Below are 14,672 nucleotides of genomic sequence, written 5' to 3' on the forward strand. Positions count from 1 at the left end.
GACAAAGATGCCTGCGTTAGAAAAGTTCGACGTAACATAACCATCCCCCAACTCGGCCTCGATGCAATGCAGACATGAAATGCCCGCCAAGCGTTCTGATCGTCACGAGGGTTCAAAAATTCAGCCGGGCGATCATCGGGCAGTGATCGGAAATAGCCAATACTTGGTCTTTCCCGTTCGGGGTGCCTGCTTTGTTGCCACCAAGGTTTCCGATGCTCAGATGTTCGGCCGGGCCATCGCCTTTGATTCCGGGGCCGACGAGGATGTGATCAAGGCCTACCGGATTGCGGCACTCGAGATAACTGTCTGATGCGAGCAACTGTGTTTCCGGCATGGTCAGGTCGCGGATTTCGGCCTAGGTGCAAAGTGCCTGCCCGGCATCGCTGATCTGGCAGTGCTCGTCGAGAACCTCGAGATTGGCAGCCGCCGGCTGACCATCGGCGAATTCTTCTATTAGAGACCGCGACAGCACGCCCGCCGGCCGGGCGATGAGGTTCCGCTGGCGCCGGTCCTGGCCGGCCGCTGGTCGCGCAGTTCGTGCCAGAGATTGCGGTTAAAATCGCCGAGGAGAACGATCCTGGCGCCATCGGCCGCCGAGCGCTCAATCCAGCTTTCGAGCGGGTCGATCTGTTGCTGCAGGATCATGCAGTGATTACCACTTTCCTCCAGATTTCCACCGTCGAATGGCGACACGCAGCTCGACTTGAGGTGGACATCCATGATGCGAAGCAGTTTTCCATCGATCTTGAGTGTGACCGCAAGACCAGGGCAGCCAAGCAGACGAATGCGCTTGCGGCGGGAAGATCAGCGCCGCAACAGGCCGACGAAATCCTCAAGATCAGTGATCGCCGGCAAGGGGGCCGTAACCGTCGTGCTGCGGGTGATCTGGTTGAAGTCGGCAAATTTGACCTTCATGGTCACGGTCTTGGCGCCAACCTCAATGGCCTCGCAGTAACCCACACGCTTGCAAGCCATGCAGACTATCTGTTCAGCTTGCGAAGCGAGAGATAAACGTTTGCTTGCCGGTGCGACAATTCCGCCCAGGCGTGGTTTTTCGTAAGGTCCGGATCAACCTGTTCGGCGAGGCGCGACATTGCATCTGCGGCCGCATGAAAGCCTGAATACCATCCGGCACCAACGGCAGCCGACATGCCCGCGCCGAGAGCGGATGCTTCATTCGAGAGGCTGCGGATGACGGGAAGGCCGGTCGAATCGGCGACCATTTGCCGCCACAACGCACTGCTGGCGCCGCCTCCGATGACAAAGACGCGGTCGGCTGCCACGTCCCTTCGCCGCATTTCATTGAGCGATCGAACAAACTCCAGCGTAATCGCCTCCATCGACGCGCGATAGAGATGCCCCATACCGGTTTCAGGCCCCATGCCGGTGAAGCTTGCGCGCGCATTTTCGTCCCAGTGGGGATCCATGCACCCTACGAGATAGGAGCAGACCGTGACGCCGCCCGACCCAACGCCAAGGCTGTTTGCCTCAGCCTCAAGGCGTTCGAAAATTCGGGCACCGTTACGACTGCCGGCGAAGGTATCCAGAAGCCAGTTCACAAAATAGGCGCCTCCGCGCTGGCAGCTTTCCAGAAGATAGCCCTCGCCGCTGGGCGAGGCCAGGGTGCGCCAGTAGCGGCTGAGTTCCGGTGTTTCCGACCACCCGCCGCCAACGACTGCCGTGCCGAGGTTCAGGTAGACAGCGCCGGGGTTTATCGCATTGACGCCGAGACCTGCGCAGTTTCCGTCGCCTCCGCCGGCAAAGACGGGTGTCCCGGGACGAAGACCCGTTGCCGCCGCTGCTTCTGCTGTGACGCGGCCGATCGCGGAGCCCGGCCTGTTCAGTGGCGGCAGCTTTTCAAGCGGAATACCCAGATGATCGAGGATCTCGCGTGACCAGACTTTCTTTTCGATATCGAGAATCCCGAAAGGATCGCCGCTGGTCCAGCTGGCCTGCGCTTCTCCCGTCAGCTTCTGCGTCAGGAAGTCATGAACACTGAGAATCTGCGCGGCATTGTCGAGAAGGTCCGGCTGGGTTTCGTGGAAAAACCGCAGACGGTAGACGCAGGGGATGACGTCGATCGGTTTGCCGGTGATCGCGTGGAGCCGCTCTGCACCGATCTCCGCGGCAAGCGTGCGCACCACGTCCTTTGCGCGGCGGTCGAGCCAGAGCGTCGCCGGGGCAAGTGGCTTTCGATCCTTGTCGAGCAGAACCATGGTTTCGCGCTGGTTTGATATCGCAATGCCATCCACGCGGGCAGGGTCGATCTCACGGATCAGCGATGAAAGCGCCATGCAGGCCGCTGTCCACCAGTCGTCGGCATCCTGTTCGGCATGCAGCGGATGTGGTGTTGAAATGACATGGGCGGCCCGACCTTCTGCCCGGGGTGTGCCATCGGCGGTCCAGGCAACCGCCTTGACCGATTGAGTCGATGAATCCATGCCAATGACGTATCGTTCGTCAGGCCGCATGCACGCTCCTCCACAGACGGAGGTACTCTCCGCCGATCTCCCTTGCCGGTTCCCCGGCTCCTCCTGTCGGCTTTACCCAACACTCCTCACACCGCGCTGAACGCGGTGTCCTGCGAAAGCGTTTCGTCTCTAAGGTCTGCTCCTGACGCTTTAGTTCTTTGTTTTTACGCATGTCGCTTTGCAAAATTGGTGCAATTTTACGAAACATGCCTAAAGCTCCAGCAACGCCTCTCCCGTGGCGACGTCGGTTACAAAATGTGTCGCATAGCCCGCTTCAAGGGTAGCGACGATGGCGGGTAATTTGGACACTCCCCCGGCAACACAGATCCGGCTTGGGACCTGGCGCAGATCGCCAAGGGTGATGCCGACCATGCGGTCGTCATGATCCCCCTCGACGGCGGCGCCGTGGGCATCCAGAAAACGGCCGATGATCACCGCGGCGGCGCCGCGGGCGACGTAGTCATCGATCTCTTCTTGACTGGCGATCCCGGAGACCCGAACCGTGCTGCGAGGTCCCAGATCACCGACGCCAAAAAGGATGCGATTGCAAGAATGCACCAGGTCCATCTGCTTTTTAAGCACGGGTTCGGCGAGCAGCGCGGCTTTCAGTTCGCGCGTCGACAAGACGGCCGGCGCCAAGAGGTTGACGCAGCGCGCCTGGATGCGATTTGAAAGCAGCGACGTACAAAGTTCCGGTGAAAACTCCGGCTCGCCGGTCGAGCTACCGGAAACCTGCACCACGGTCAGGTTCGATAGCGGCCGCGTCAGGACAATCTGATCCGCGACGGCAAGTACCGTACGGCCCCAGGCAACACCGATGACGTCGCCGTCCTCAATTTGGTCTGCGAGCACCCGGGCGCCGGCGTCTCCGAGGCGTTGGGACAGGCTTTCATCCGTGCCATTGGGAATGACGAAGACGCCGGAAAGCCCGTATTTGCTCATCAACGCCCGCGCAACGCTGGTACGGCCGCCGGCCTTCGGGTTGATGACGACGGACACAATCCCGCGCTCGCGAGCCTCCTGCAGGTAGTTGACGATCGTGGCGCGGGAGACATTCAGCTGCTTCGCGATCTCGCTCTGCGTCAGCTGGTCGGCATAATAGAGCCACGCCGCCCACATCACGGTATCATCGAACTCAGTGGGCACTGATGTCCCGGTTTCGTCGCCGCGTTTCACTGAAGATTTTGCTCGTCCCATGGGGCTATATGGCAGAGGTGCGTGTCATTTGTCAATCTTTGTTGTCATGTGTATTGACAAATGGCAATCAAGGTTGTCTTTTGTCTTCCCAACGCAGAAAGACGGCAGCGCAAGCCCTGGAGGGGGAGCGGCGGTGTCGGCAAAGGAGGATCGCATGGCAGTCACAATGCCTTACGGCGGCTGGACGGCGTTGATTGATGACATCGTGGGCGGCAGGTGGAGCAACCCGGAAACGGGCATGCTGGCATCCGTTCCCTACGAGAAGATCGTCATTGAAGAGAGCCTGGACGGTCGCGAGGCAGCGCTGGTTGCTGGCCTTGAGCTAGGCGATCGCTATACGGTTGTTGCAGATGCCGATACCTGGGATGCGATGGGCTCGCGCGTGGCGAAGGCACTGGGTTCGCTTGCTCCGGTGGATACCGTTATCCTCGAGCATCCCCATGCGGACATGGCCAATGTTGCAGATCTGAGCGAAAGGCTGGCCGGCGCCGAAGGCGTCGTGGCTGTTGGCTCCGGCACGATCAACGATCTCTGCAAGTTCGTTACCGGCCGCACCAATCGCCGCTATGCCGTGTTCGGTACGGCGGCCTCGATGAACGGATATACGTCTACGACGGCTTCGATCACGCTGAAAAGCGGTCTGAAAGTGTCTTTGCCGTCCCATGCACCGTCCGGCTTCTTTATCGATCTCAACGTCAATGCCGCAGCTCCGGCCTATCTCTCGGCCGCCGGCTTTGCCGATTGCCTCGTGCGTTCGGTGGCGCAGGTTGACTGGTGGATGTCTCACAGGCTGATCGGCAGCCTTTATTCCACGGTACCCTACATCATTCAGGATGCAGATGAGCAGGAGCTCAATACACGCGCCAAGGGTATCGCCAACGGCGATATCGCCGCCAATGGTTACCTGCACCGGGTGCTGACAATGTGCGGTCTCGGCGTGTCCTTCACGGGCATGTCGAACCACGGTTCGATGGGTGAACACCAGGTGTCACACTATATAGACTGCTTTGCCGGAGAGAAGCATCCGGGGACCTTGCATGGCCAGCAGGTCGGCGTTGCGACCCTCTCGATGGCAAGGTTGCAACGCCTATTCCTCGATAGCGAAAAGCCACCGGTGATCCGCCCCACCAAGATCGACCGAGAGGGTATGAACGCCCGCATGGGCCACGAGATTGCTGCCCAATGCTGGCAAGAAATCCAGCCGAAGGCCTTCGATGCGCGGGCCGCCGCTGAAATCAACGAAAAGCTGGCCGATATCTGGCCGACGCTGCGCCAAGAGCTGAAAGCCTTTGCGCTTCCGGTTGAAGACATGGAGCAGCTTCTAAGAGATGCCGGAGGCCCGATGACATCAGCCGATCTCGGCTTACCAGTGGAAACATACAGAGAGGCGCTCGTGCATTGCCGCGAAATGCGCAATCGCTACGCCTTCCTCGATATAGCCGCCGATGCGGGGCTGCTCGAGGACTTCGCTGCCGGGGAGGTGTAGGCCATGCGCCCGGTTGCCGAGATGCCGAAAGATGTCGCTGGCGCGGTTCGCGTGCTTTTTGCTGACATCGACGACACGTTGACTAATGAGGGGCGGCTGCCTGCTGTCGCCTATGATGCGCTCGAGCGGCTGAGTGCGGCCGGCATCGCCGTTGCCCCAATTACCGGCCGGCCGGCGGGTTGGTGTGACATGATCGCCCGCATGTGGCCTGTCGTCGGCGTGGTCGGCGAAAACGGCGCTTTCTATTTCGCCTATGACGAGGAAGCACGTCGTATGCGCCGCAGTTTTGCGATCGGCGAAACACAACGCACCGCCGATCGCCAACGGCTGGCGCGGGTCGGTGACCGAATTCTGTCGGAAGTTCCCGGCGCTGCAATTTCTGCTGATCAACTTTACCGTGAGGCCGACCTCGCCATTGATGTCTGCGAGGATATCCAGCCGCTTGCCAACACCGATGTCGATCGTATCAAGCATATTTTCGAGAAAGAGGGAGCCGTTGCAAAAATCTCTTCGATCCATGTCAACGGCTGGTATGGCGCCTATAACAAGCTGACCACGAGCCGCCGGTTTGCGGCCGATATTCTCGGCATGGATATCGATGCCGAGAAGGATCGTATCGTCTTTGTCGGGGACAGCCCCAACGACGCTCCCATGTTCGGTTTCTTTCCAAACGCCTGCGGCGTCGCCAATGTTCTGGATTTTCGAGGAACCTCGATAGCGAGCCGACCTATGTCGCGGCCAGGAAGGGAGGCTATGGATTCGTCGCGGTGGTGAACCGCATCCTAGAAGCACGGGGACAGGCGGCATGAGCGGCTCGGTTTACGATATCGCGATCATCGGTGCCGGCATCATCGGCGCATCGTTATGCGATGGCCAAGGGCGGCATCGCCGCCAGCGCGGTTCTCTGCTTCATCTTTTCGTGGACGGAATTCCTGTTCGTGCTGACGCTGACGCAGACGGGCCTCAAAACGGTTCCGGTCGTGTCTTCGACCTTCGTGACCTCCATCGGTACCGCATGGGGCAACATGGCAGCGCTTGGCGCAGCCGCTATCGTTCCGCCTTTATCGTCATTCTGCTGGTGCAGCGCCACCTGGTTCGCGGCCTCGCCATGGGGTCGCTCAAACAATAGAAAAAGAAGGGAATGGGCCTGGAGGAGGCCTGCTCCCGGCAAACGAGAAATTCGGCCCAAGCCCGGTCCCGGATATGGAGAAGGAAGAAAGCATGAATGAACATGACAGAAAATCCTATCTCGCCCTGGTGACGGATCGTTTCGTCCACGGTCGCTCCCAGACCACGGTTTCCGGGCTTTGCGAAGCCGTCATTCCGCCGCAACCGATCGCGCTGCACAAGCCGGAAGAGTGCGGTTATGGTGAAATCCCGGGTGCTGGCCACCAGGGCGGCTCTTTGCTCGCAGTCTCCAAATATTCGAAGAGTCCGGACGCCGCATGGCTGTTCATGCAATGGGCGACCTGCGCCGATAGACAGGCTCTCATCACTACGCTTGGCGGTGGAACAGGCCCCACACGCGCATCCGTCTATGACGACCCGCGCGTCAAGGGCAACGCCCGCGTCGGCGCCGGCACGACGCGGCATCTGCCGGTCGTGCGGGAAACGATCGCCAAATATATGGGATCGGAACCGGGTCTCCCGGAATGGGCGCAGATTTCGTCCGACACCATCCCTGTGAGCCTCGGCAAGTATTTCGCCGGCAGCTATGGCTCGCAGAAGGAAGCGATGGATGACATCGCCACGCAGATAGAGACCGTTATGAAGGGCTGATGACAGAAGTGGGAAGCGGCGGCGCAACCGCGATGCCCCTTCCTCAGACACTTCGCTGGAGAAAGAGGATGGAGAATGTGGTGGACAAACCTTTGATCGCAATTACCGGTGCGAGTTCCGGCATTGGCGAGGCCGTGGCCCGGGCGTTTTCCGCGGCCGGCCACCCGTTGCTGCTGATTGCCCGCAGGCTGGACCGGCTGCAGAAGCTCTCCCTGCCCAACGCGGTGCTGAAGCAGGCCGATGTGCGCGACCGCGAAGCGCTGGTTGAAGCTGTCAAAGCCGCCGAGACCCAGCATGGACCGGTGGACATGATGTTTGCCAACGCCGGCATCGCCCGGCTCGGAGATATCGCCCGTCAGCCGCCTGAAGAATGGGACGAAATGATCGACATAAACACCAAGGGCGTGATGAACAGCGTCCATGCGGTTATGAACGGCATGATCGAGCGCAAGCACGGGACGCTGATGATGATGAGCTCGATCGCCGGGCGGAAGGTTTATCCCGATCATACCGTCTATTGTGGCACCAAGTTCTTTGTCCATGCCGTCTCGGAAAGCCTGCGCGAATATCTGTCGCCGCATAATGTCCGCGTCATCGTCATCTCACCGGGCATTATCGATACGGAGGTGCTGGACAGCGTGCGCGACGAGACGACGCTTGCCAACTACAAGGCGAACAAGGCCGAGATCGGCGGCGGTATTTCGGCGGATATCGTGGCGGAACTGATCCTCGACGCCTACCAGAAGCCGCAGCGCGCCATCGTCCAGGAAATCGTCATCACGCCAACCCGGCAGAAGTATTGAAACGTGGCGGCCACCCTCCTCCATCAGGGGCAGGCTGCGCAAACGGAGTTAACACCCCCATGGCGACCGTGGTATATCAGCGCATCGGAAAGTACTTCGGCGCCTTTACGATCATGCGAGACATCTCGTTCAAGATTGAAGGCCATGAGTTCGTTGTTCTGCTCGGGCCGTCGGGCTGTGGCAAGACGACTTTGCTGCGCATGACGGCGGGCCTCGAGACCGTCACGGAAGGCGACTTGCTGATTGATGGCAAGCGCGTGAATGACGTGCACCCGCGCGACCGCTCGATCGCGATGGTGTTCCAGAACGCTTTACCCGACGATGAAGGTCTACGACAATATCGCCTTCTCTCTCGAAGTCGCCAAAGTGCCCGCCGCGGACATCAAGAGGCGTGTCGAGTGGGCCGCGGCGACGTTGAAGCTGACGGATTATCTCGGCCGCTACCCGAAGGAGCTTTCCGGTGGTCAGCGCCAGCGTGTCGCCATGGGCCGCGCCATGGTGCGTGAGGCAGCGGTGTTTCTCTTCGACGAACCTCTTTCGAACCTCGATGCGAAGCTGCGCGCGCATATCCGTACCGAAATCCGTCAGCTGCACAACCGGTTGAAAACCACCACCATCTACGTGACCCACGAGCAGGTCGAGGCCATGACAATGGCGGGCAAGATCGTCGTTATGCGTGCCGGCAAGATCAAGCAGATAGGTTCTAACGACGACGTCTATGACAGGCCGGAAAGCAAATATGTCGCGGATTTCATCGGCTCCTCGGCCATCAACTTCCTCCCCGGAACGGTCGTCGTGGCCGATGGCGTTCCCGCCGTCGACACGGCGACCGGACGGGTGCCGCTGGATGCGTCCACGCGGGAAAAGCCGGGGCAGTCGGTCGTGATCGGATTGCGCCCGACCGATCTCCAGGTCGATCCCGCCGGACCGCTTGCGGCTAAATCGATCCTGCTGGAGCGTCTGGGGCATGACGCGCAGTTGTTCTGCGAAGGGCCGGATGGCCGGTTCGTCGCGGTGGTTGACAAGGCCGCGCGGCTCGCGCCCGGAAGCGACGTCCGCTTCACCGTGCCCACGTCCAAAGTTCACGTTTTCGATACTGCTACCGAGGCGCGCATCTAGGTTCGCGGGCTCTTCCAATCACAGGTTTATCGCGCCGTGCCGGACCCGCCGGGCGGTCAGGAAAGGAACTTTTATGAAATCGCGCTGGTCGGTATCCGAATTTGCCTCGGTGGTCGATGGATACGTCGCCAAAGGTATCAACCGTGACCTCGCCATCCGCACCTACACGACCCGGTTGCTCGGCTGCGACCCGGAACTGGTTCTGCATGGCGGCGGCAACACCTCCGTCAAAACCGTTCTGACCGAAATGGATGGATCCGAGGTCGAGGTGCTCGGCGTCAAGGGCAGCGGCTGGGACATGGGCACGATCGAACCCCAGGGGTTGCCGGCAGTGCGTCTTGAGCCGTTGCGCGCCATGGTCGGCTTCGAAACGCTCTCCGATGACGACATGGTGATGCTACAAAGACGATTGCTGATCGATCCCTCTGCCCCCAATCCCTCCGTCGAGGCGATCCTGCATGCCCTGCTCCCGTTCAAGCACATAGACCACACCCATGCGAACGCCATCGTATCCCTGACCAACCAGCCCCATGGCGAAGACATCATCCGCGAGCTCTTCCCGGACTCGATTATCGTTCCCTATGTCATGCCAGGCTTCGATCTCGCCAAGGTCTGCGATGCTGCCTACCGCGCCAATCCCAAGGGCGATGGCATGATCCTCTTAAAACATGGCATCTTCACATGGTCGGAAGATCCGCGCACTTCCTATGAGGATATGATCGCGAAGATAGATCAGGCAAAAAAACGTATCGCCAAGGGGAGGGCGAAGCCGTTCCAGAGCGTCAGCGTACCGGGAGGACTGGCCGATACTGCCGATATTGCCCCGATCCTGCGTGGTGCGCTGGCGGTCGACACGGGCCAGGACGGCGAACCCAGACGCTTCGTGTTGGAACACCGCTCAAGCGAACGAATCCTCGATTTCTGCAATTCGGACAAGGTCGAAAGCCTCGTGCGCCGTGGCAATGCGACCCCGGAACACGTCATTCACATCAAGCGCTTTGGCGTGGCGCTCCCGGCGCCCCGGAAAGACAAGCTTGAGGAGTGGGCTGCCACGGTGCAGGAAGCGGTTTCCAGCTATGAGGCCGACTACAAGGATTACTTCGCCCGCAACAATCTTCGCGCGGGCGGGATCAAGCGAATGCTCGATCCGAAGCCGCGTGTCTTCTATGTTGCTGGACTGGGCCTCTTTGCCGCCGGCGCGGCGCACAAGAATGCGATAGTGGCTGCCGATGTCGCGGAGGCAACAATCGAGGTCATCAGCAATGCCGAGGGGATCGATGCCTTCGAGGCCCTTTCGGAAGCCGATCTCTTCGATATCGAGTATTGGTCGCTTGAACAGGTCAAGCTTATCAAGGTCCAGGAAAAGCCCTTGACACGGCAGGTAGCGATCGTAACGGGTGCGGCAAGCGGCCTCGGTCTGTCGGTCGCCGAAGCGTTAAAGGCGGAGGGCGCCGATGTCGCGCTGTTCGACATCTCGGAAGAGCCGCTGAAGGTGGCCGCGAAACGTCTAGGTGCGCTGCCCGTCGTCTGCGATGTGACCAACCCCGATGCAGTAGATCGCGCCGTGGCGGAGGTTGCCCGTCATTACGGCGGCGTCGACATCCTGATTTCCAATGCCGGAGCGGCTTTTCAGGGCAAGCTTCTCTCCGTCGACGAGGCCACGTTCCGCATGGCGTTTGAGCTGAATTTCTGGGGCCATCACTATGTCGCCCGGGCTGCCGTTCGCATCATGGAAAAGCAGGGAACCGGCGGTGCCTTGGTCTTCAATGTCTCGAAACAGGCGGTCAATCCGGGTGCTGATTTCGGTCCCTATGGCACGTCCAAAGCAGCGCTGATGGCGCTAATGCGGCAATATGCGGTTGAACACGGTGCATCCGGCATCACGTCGAATGCGGTCAATGCCGACCGCATTCGTACCGGCCTGATGACCGACCAGATGGTGGAGGATCGCTCCAAGGCGCGCGGCCTGCCCCCGGAGGAATACATGCGCGGCAACATGCTGAAGCGGGAGGTGACCGCCGCAGACGTGGCCGCCGCCTTCCTGCATCTCGCCAAGGCGCGCGCCTCGACAGGGGCAGTTATCACCGTGGACGGCGGAAACGTCGCCGCGATGATGCGATAACGCGCAAACGGCTTTTTCGTAGGCGGCGTGCCGGTCATCGCCGCCATCATCATATGGCATTGGAAGGACATCGGGCATAGCAACCATCCTCATCCTGGGCGCAGGCGTCATGGGTTCGGCCCTCGCCGTTCCCGCGACCGATAACGGGCACACCGTCCTGCTTGCGGGAACACCGCTCGATGCTGCCATCATCGACCGGCTCAAACAGTGGGGTGGCATCCATCCCGAGCTGGACGCACCCCTTTTCGATGCCGTGCAAGTCATTGCCGGTGGGGAACTGACGCCAGCGCATGTGGAGGCTGCCGATCTCGTTGTCGTCGGCGTGTCCAACCCCGGTATCGAGTGGGTCGCGGATCGGCTGAACGGGCTGCTCGTATCGGAAATACCCATCGCCTTCGTGACCAAGGGCTGGACCGAGATGGCGGCCGCGTGGTCACCTATGCCGAGACCCTGCCGCGCCGCATCGAGAGGATGTCGGCTTTCATTGGCATCGGCGGTCCCTGTATCGCGAAAGAGCTGTCCAACCGCTTTCCGACCCTCAGCGTTTATTCTGGCCGTGACCGCGAGGCGACGGAGCGAGCGGTGGAACTGATGCGCACGCCTTATTATCGTCTTGCGATCACCGACGACGTGACAGGCGTGGAGGCCTGCGCGGCCTTGAAAAACTTCTTTGCCATCGGTGTAAGCGCCATGCAGACACGCTATCCGGACCCGACGCGACCGGACGGGCAATCCAAAAACCCCACCGCTGGTGTGTTCAATCAGGCAATGCTGGAAATGGCCTCGCTTTGCGAGCGTATCGGCGGGCACCGCGCCACAGCCTTTGATCTTGCCGGTCTCGGCGACTTGCATGTCACGGTCGGCGGCGGACGCAACAGTAGGCTCGGTCACGGGGGCTGGGGCACTCGGTTTCCGAAATAAAATCCGGTGAGCTTGCGGGTGAAACGGTGGAAGGCATCGACACGGCTGGCGTTGTTCTCTCCCTGCTGCATCAAATCGACAATGCGGAAAACGAATTTCCATTGGCGACCGCCATCACCAATGCCGTGCAGGGAGACGCGAGAATGGTCTTTGATTTTAGCAAGCTCTGCACGCAGTAGCTCGGTCGCCTTGAACTGAGTGCTGCGGTGACGATCGTCAGGGTGCTGCCGGCGCCCTTCGCCCAACCGGGAAAGAGCGATGCAAGCTTTCCCAGTGCATCTTCAGCAAGCACCCGATAGGTCGTTATCTTGCCGCCAAGGACCGAGAGAAGCGGGGCCTTCCCCGGACCGCCATCAAGCTGCGGCAAATTGTCGCGCGTGGTCTCCTGGGCGTTGGCCGCGCCGTTGTTTAAGCGCCTGTACGACCGAATAGCTCCAGACCACATTCGGCGCGTTTCACATCCTTGCCAAATAGGAAGAAACTGCCTGCACGAGATAATCGATTTCTTCCGACGAAGCCGCGACGTTCTCGGGAGCAGCATCGTAATCACGATCGGTCGTGCCCACGAGCGTAAAGTCGTCTTCATAAGGAATGGCGAAGAAGATGCGACCGTCCGGATTCTGGAAAATGTAGCAGCGGTCGTGATCATAAAGCCTGTTGACGACGATATGGCTGCCCTGAACCAGCCGGATACGATCATTCGTCTTCAGACCAACGACATCGGAGATGACATTGGCAACCCAGGGACCGGCAGCATTCACGAGGGCTTTCGCGCGCGCCTCCGATTTTTCGCCGGGCTAGCCGTTCGGTGGGCCTATTAATGCGGGCGCCCTGAAGCTTATCGCTCCCTAAAGCGTTCTCTGCTTCTCGAGGAAGACGCCACTTCCACTCGTGCGTTACTTGGGGCCGTGAGGCGGTCCAGTAAAGCCTGCCGGTCGGCGACGAGGGTGTCGAGGTGCAGCGGCTGGCTCCCGGGCCGTTCTCCATCAGCCAATCGCGCGGCCAGCGCCCTGGTGGCGTCCACGACAAATACCCCGCAATCGTAGCTGTTGTCCTGCTGGGCCATCCGCACTCCATCCAAGCGGGCCCCCAGACGTGCTGCCAGCCCCTTTGCAATGGCGCTGTTCAGGGTGCCCAAGGAGTCGTAATGATAGGCGACCGGCTGGCGCCCGCGCAGATCGACAAACAAAAGCGACCAGTGGGTGCCCCCCGCGCCAGTCCCAGCATTGTTGACCGGAAGGAACACGAAGCTGGCCGTGCCGCTCCCGAAGTTGGCTCTGCCGCCATCGATGATGTCGTGGAAAGCGGCGGCCGCGTCGGCCGGGTTCCGAGCCATGCGCAAGAAATGGGCCACCGCAGGCGCCACCAACCGTGTCCGGGCGGCGATGTCGGGACTGGCCCTGCGCAGCGCCTCGCCAAGCAGTGCAAAATCGGCCGCGATATGCTCGTCTTCGAGCAAAGGAGGGATTGGCGCGCTCCCGACTAGCCGGTTGTCACCAATATGTTCGGCATCAAAAACCGTGTGGGTGACTGATTGGTACCCCGCCTGTTGCGCGTAGGAAGTGACAGGACCTGCCCTGACTTGATCTTCAAGCCTGATCTGCCGGTTCCCCGTTCCAAAAGCAGCCCTCCTGGTGTCGATGGGCGACAACTCACTGACATCCGCCAAATCGGATTCGGCTAAATCGGGAACGTCCTTGGGGCTTGCTTGCGATGACCTCTGCGCCTCCGCTGAGGTACTGTATTCAAGGCCGCCAAGCGCCGCATCGGCTGGACGGCGTTTGCTTGCGGATCGAGATGGCGCCACCGTCGGCCGCTGCCGGCGGTAGGACGATTTGGCTTCGCTCCCCTGTTGGCAAGGCTGCGGAGAGCATCGGGTTTGCTCGGCTGATGAACTGGTTCGTCGCGCCAGCAACGCGTTCGCCGATGTTCTTGATCTCGGCCGCGGTCAGCGACGGAATTTCATGATACTCCATCACATCGGAATACGCACCAAACCTTTGGCTTGGTTGATGGCCTGTTGCTCGGTCAGCTTCGTCGGCCTCGTGAGCCCGGTCTTGACCTCGGCATAACCATTTGCGAGGCACCACTCGATGATGCCCGCAAACCTGGTCAGCGTTATCTCATGTACTGAACCCGATCGCCTGCGCTCTTCAAGGGTCGTATCAACGCAGAAGCGGGAGCTCTTGACCATCGCCGGTGTGCGTTCAGCCTGTCCTCCGGTAGCCGTTGTTGGAAGCGGCAACGATGTAGGTTGGGTCTAGTCTCGAAGCCGGATGCTTGGCCGTCTACAACCTTGACCTCCCAGCCTAGCCGCTCCGAGAAGACGCGAGCGCGTAGCTGGTGGTGTTGGTGAAGGAGCTGAGTTTTGTGGACATTCCGCGGTTTACTGAGCGCGAACACCTGCATGAATTTCGCCGTCGTCGTTGAAGTCGGCACAAATCGGAGTCGGCCGCTAGTTGTAAATCTTACAAGGCAGATTCGGTCGTGAAGAATGGTGAAAGCGATCGGCGTGTGCTGGAATTGCGTTTCGATCGCACTTAGAGATGCGTTACGGTTGTAGGATTCATAGTAAAACAATTGGCGACACTGCTTGGAGGATAGCATCCTAAGTCTCTGTATTTATAGGAGGTCTGCCCTTGGGTGGCAGAGGTTTTACCCGCTGGTTCGTAACCGTTGGTTAACGAAGTATGGTTTGACGCAATCTGGGAATCGGGTAACTGCTTATCGACGGAAAATCACTGACGATCGCGAAAAAACCGTCGTGAGGAAAA

At 60.1% G+C, this 14,672-nt stretch carries 11 protein-coding genes and 7 pseudogenes; 9 read left to right on the top strand and 9 right to left on the bottom strand.

Annotated elements, in window-relative coordinates; all coding sequences use genetic code 11:
- Positions 1–79 precede the first annotated feature (79 nt).
- Positions 80–310: a hypothetical protein gene (locus QMO82_RS03250; RefSeq protein ID WP_165779395.1), complete on the top strand. Its 231-nt coding sequence runs from the start codon at positions 80–82 to the stop codon at positions 308–310.
- A 143-nt stretch (positions 311–453) separates the two neighbouring features.
- On the opposite strand, the gene QMO82_RS03255 is transcribed toward QMO82_RS03250, so the two are convergent.
- The 4 genes and pseudogenes from QMO82_RS03255 to QMO82_RS03270 form a co-directional block, all read right to left on the bottom strand.
- Positions 454–645 (bottom strand): hypothetical protein, encoded by a 192-nt coding sequence (locus tag QMO82_RS03255; RefSeq protein ID WP_239789426.1) that lies wholly within the window; start codon positions 643–645, stop codon positions 454–456.
- Between the two features lie 162 nt (positions 646–807).
- Positions 808–957: pseudogene (locus QMO82_RS03260) on the bottom strand (nucleotidyltransferase); the annotation flags it as partial.
- 23 nt (positions 958–980) lie between these two features.
- A complete protein-coding gene (locus QMO82_RS03265) occupies positions 981–2,441 on the bottom strand; it encodes an FGGY-family carbohydrate kinase (RefSeq protein WP_225882626.1) in 1,461 nt (486 codons plus the stop codon).
- 240 nt (positions 2,442–2,681) lie between these two features.
- Positions 2,682–3,668, bottom strand: coding sequence for a sugar-binding transcriptional regulator (locus tag QMO82_RS03270; RefSeq protein ID WP_042119508.1), 987 nt, complete (start codon positions 3,666–3,668; stop codon positions 2,682–2,684).
- Positions 3,669–3,822: 154 nt separating this feature from the next.
- On the opposite strand from QMO82_RS03270, the gene QMO82_RS03275 reads away from it, so the two are divergent.
- The 8 genes and pseudogenes from QMO82_RS03275 (at position 3,823) to QMO82_RS03310 (ending at position 12,077) form a co-directional block, all read left to right on the top strand.
- Positions 3,823–5,154 (top strand): iron-containing alcohol dehydrogenase, encoded by a 1,332-nt coding sequence (locus tag QMO82_RS03275; protein ID WP_183907024.1) that lies wholly within the window; start codon positions 3,823–3,825, stop codon positions 5,152–5,154.
- A gap of 3 nt (positions 5,155–5,157) precedes the next feature.
- A pseudogene (locus tag QMO82_RS03280) lies at positions 5,158–5,963 on the top strand (HAD-IIB family hydrolase).
- Between the two features lie 60 nt (positions 5,964–6,023).
- Positions 6,024–6,283 (top strand): annotated as a pseudogene (locus QMO82_RS03285) (carbohydrate ABC transporter permease); the annotation flags it as partial.
- A 155-nt stretch (positions 6,284–6,438) separates the two neighbouring features.
- Positions 6,439–6,933 (top strand): annotated as a pseudogene (locus QMO82_RS03290) (extracellular solute-binding protein); the annotation flags it as partial.
- Positions 6,934–7,010: 77 nt separating this feature from the next.
- Positions 7,011–7,736, top strand: a complete 726-nt coding sequence (locus tag QMO82_RS03295; protein WP_086005040.1) for an SDR family oxidoreductase — start codon at positions 7,011–7,013, stop codon at positions 7,734–7,736.
- 59 nt (positions 7,737–7,795) lie between these two features.
- A pseudogene (locus QMO82_RS03300) lies at positions 7,796–8,855 on the top strand (ABC transporter ATP-binding protein).
- Between the two features lie 73 nt (positions 8,856–8,928).
- On the top strand, positions 8,929–10,977 hold the full coding sequence (locus QMO82_RS03305) for a bifunctional aldolase/short-chain dehydrogenase (RefSeq protein ID WP_011427331.1): 2,049 nt from the start codon (positions 8,929–8,931) through the stop codon (positions 10,975–10,977).
- 76 nt (positions 10,978–11,053) lie between these two features.
- Positions 11,054–12,077 (top strand): annotated as a pseudogene (locus tag QMO82_RS03310) (glycerol-3-phosphate dehydrogenase).
- On the opposite strand, the gene QMO82_RS33720 reads toward QMO82_RS03310, so the two are convergent.
- From QMO82_RS33720 to QMO82_RS03330, 5 genes and pseudogenes are all read right to left on the bottom strand, one after another.
- Entirely contained in the window at positions 11,969–12,343 is a 375-nt protein-coding gene (locus QMO82_RS33720; RefSeq protein WP_210306222.1) for a hypothetical protein, read from the bottom strand. The pseudogene QMO82_RS03310 and the gene QMO82_RS33720 overlap by 109 nt on opposite strands.
- Before the next feature lie 10 nt (positions 12,344–12,353).
- Complete coding sequence (locus QMO82_RS33725; protein ID WP_011427333.1) at positions 12,354–12,659, bottom strand: FAD-dependent oxidoreductase; 306 nt, start codon at positions 12,657–12,659, stop codon at positions 12,354–12,356.
- 77 nt (positions 12,660–12,736) lie between these two features.
- Complete coding sequence (locus tag QMO82_RS03320; RefSeq protein ID WP_011427334.1) at positions 12,737–13,549, bottom strand: Ulp1 family isopeptidase; 813 nt, start codon at positions 13,547–13,549, stop codon at positions 12,737–12,739.
- Positions 13,550–13,679: 130 nt separating this feature from the next.
- A pseudogene (locus QMO82_RS03325) lies at positions 13,680–13,901 on the bottom strand (hypothetical protein); the annotation flags it as partial.
- The gene (locus tag QMO82_RS03330; protein WP_063503098.1) at positions 13,874–14,092 is read right to left on the bottom strand and encodes an acyl-homoserine-lactone synthase; all 219 of its coding nucleotides are present in this window, start codon (positions 14,090–14,092) and stop codon (positions 13,874–13,876) included. The gene QMO82_RS03330 and the pseudogene QMO82_RS03325, both read right to left, overlap by 28 nt.
- Between the last annotated feature and the right edge of the window lie 580 nt (positions 14,093–14,672).

The organism is Rhizobium sp. BT04 (genome assembly GCF_030053135.1).
Lineage (GTDB): Bacteria > Pseudomonadota > Alphaproteobacteria > Rhizobiales > Rhizobiaceae > Rhizobium > Rhizobium binxianense.

Coding starts and splice junctions, on each gene's coding strand:
- QMO82_RS03250 (WP_165779395.1), top strand. CDS start 80: ATGCCCGCCAAGCGTTCTGATCGTCACGAGGGTTCAAAAATTCAGCCG.
- QMO82_RS03255 (WP_239789426.1), bottom strand. CDS start 645: ATGATCCTGCAGCAACAGATCGACCCGCTCGAAAGCTGGATTGAGCGC.
- QMO82_RS03265 (WP_225882626.1), bottom strand. CDS start 2,441: ATGGATTCATCGACTCAATCGGTCAAGGCGGTTGCCTGGACCGCCGAT.
- QMO82_RS03270 (WP_042119508.1), bottom strand. CDS start 3,668: ATGGGACGAGCAAAATCTTCAGTGAAACGCGGCGACGAAACCGGGACA.
- QMO82_RS03275 (WP_183907024.1), top strand. CDS start 3,823: ATGGCAGTCACAATGCCTTACGGCGGCTGGACGGCGTTGATTGATGAC.
- QMO82_RS03305 (WP_011427331.1), top strand. CDS start 8,929: ATGAAATCGCGCTGGTCGGTATCCGAATTTGCCTCGGTGGTCGATGGA.
- QMO82_RS33720 (WP_210306222.1), bottom strand. CDS start 12,343: ATGTGGTCTGGAGCTATTCGGTCGTACAGGCGCTTAAACAACGGCGCG.
- QMO82_RS03330 (WP_063503098.1), bottom strand. CDS start 14,092: ATGGTCAAGAGCTCCCGCTTCTGCGTTGATACGACCCTTGAAGAGCGC.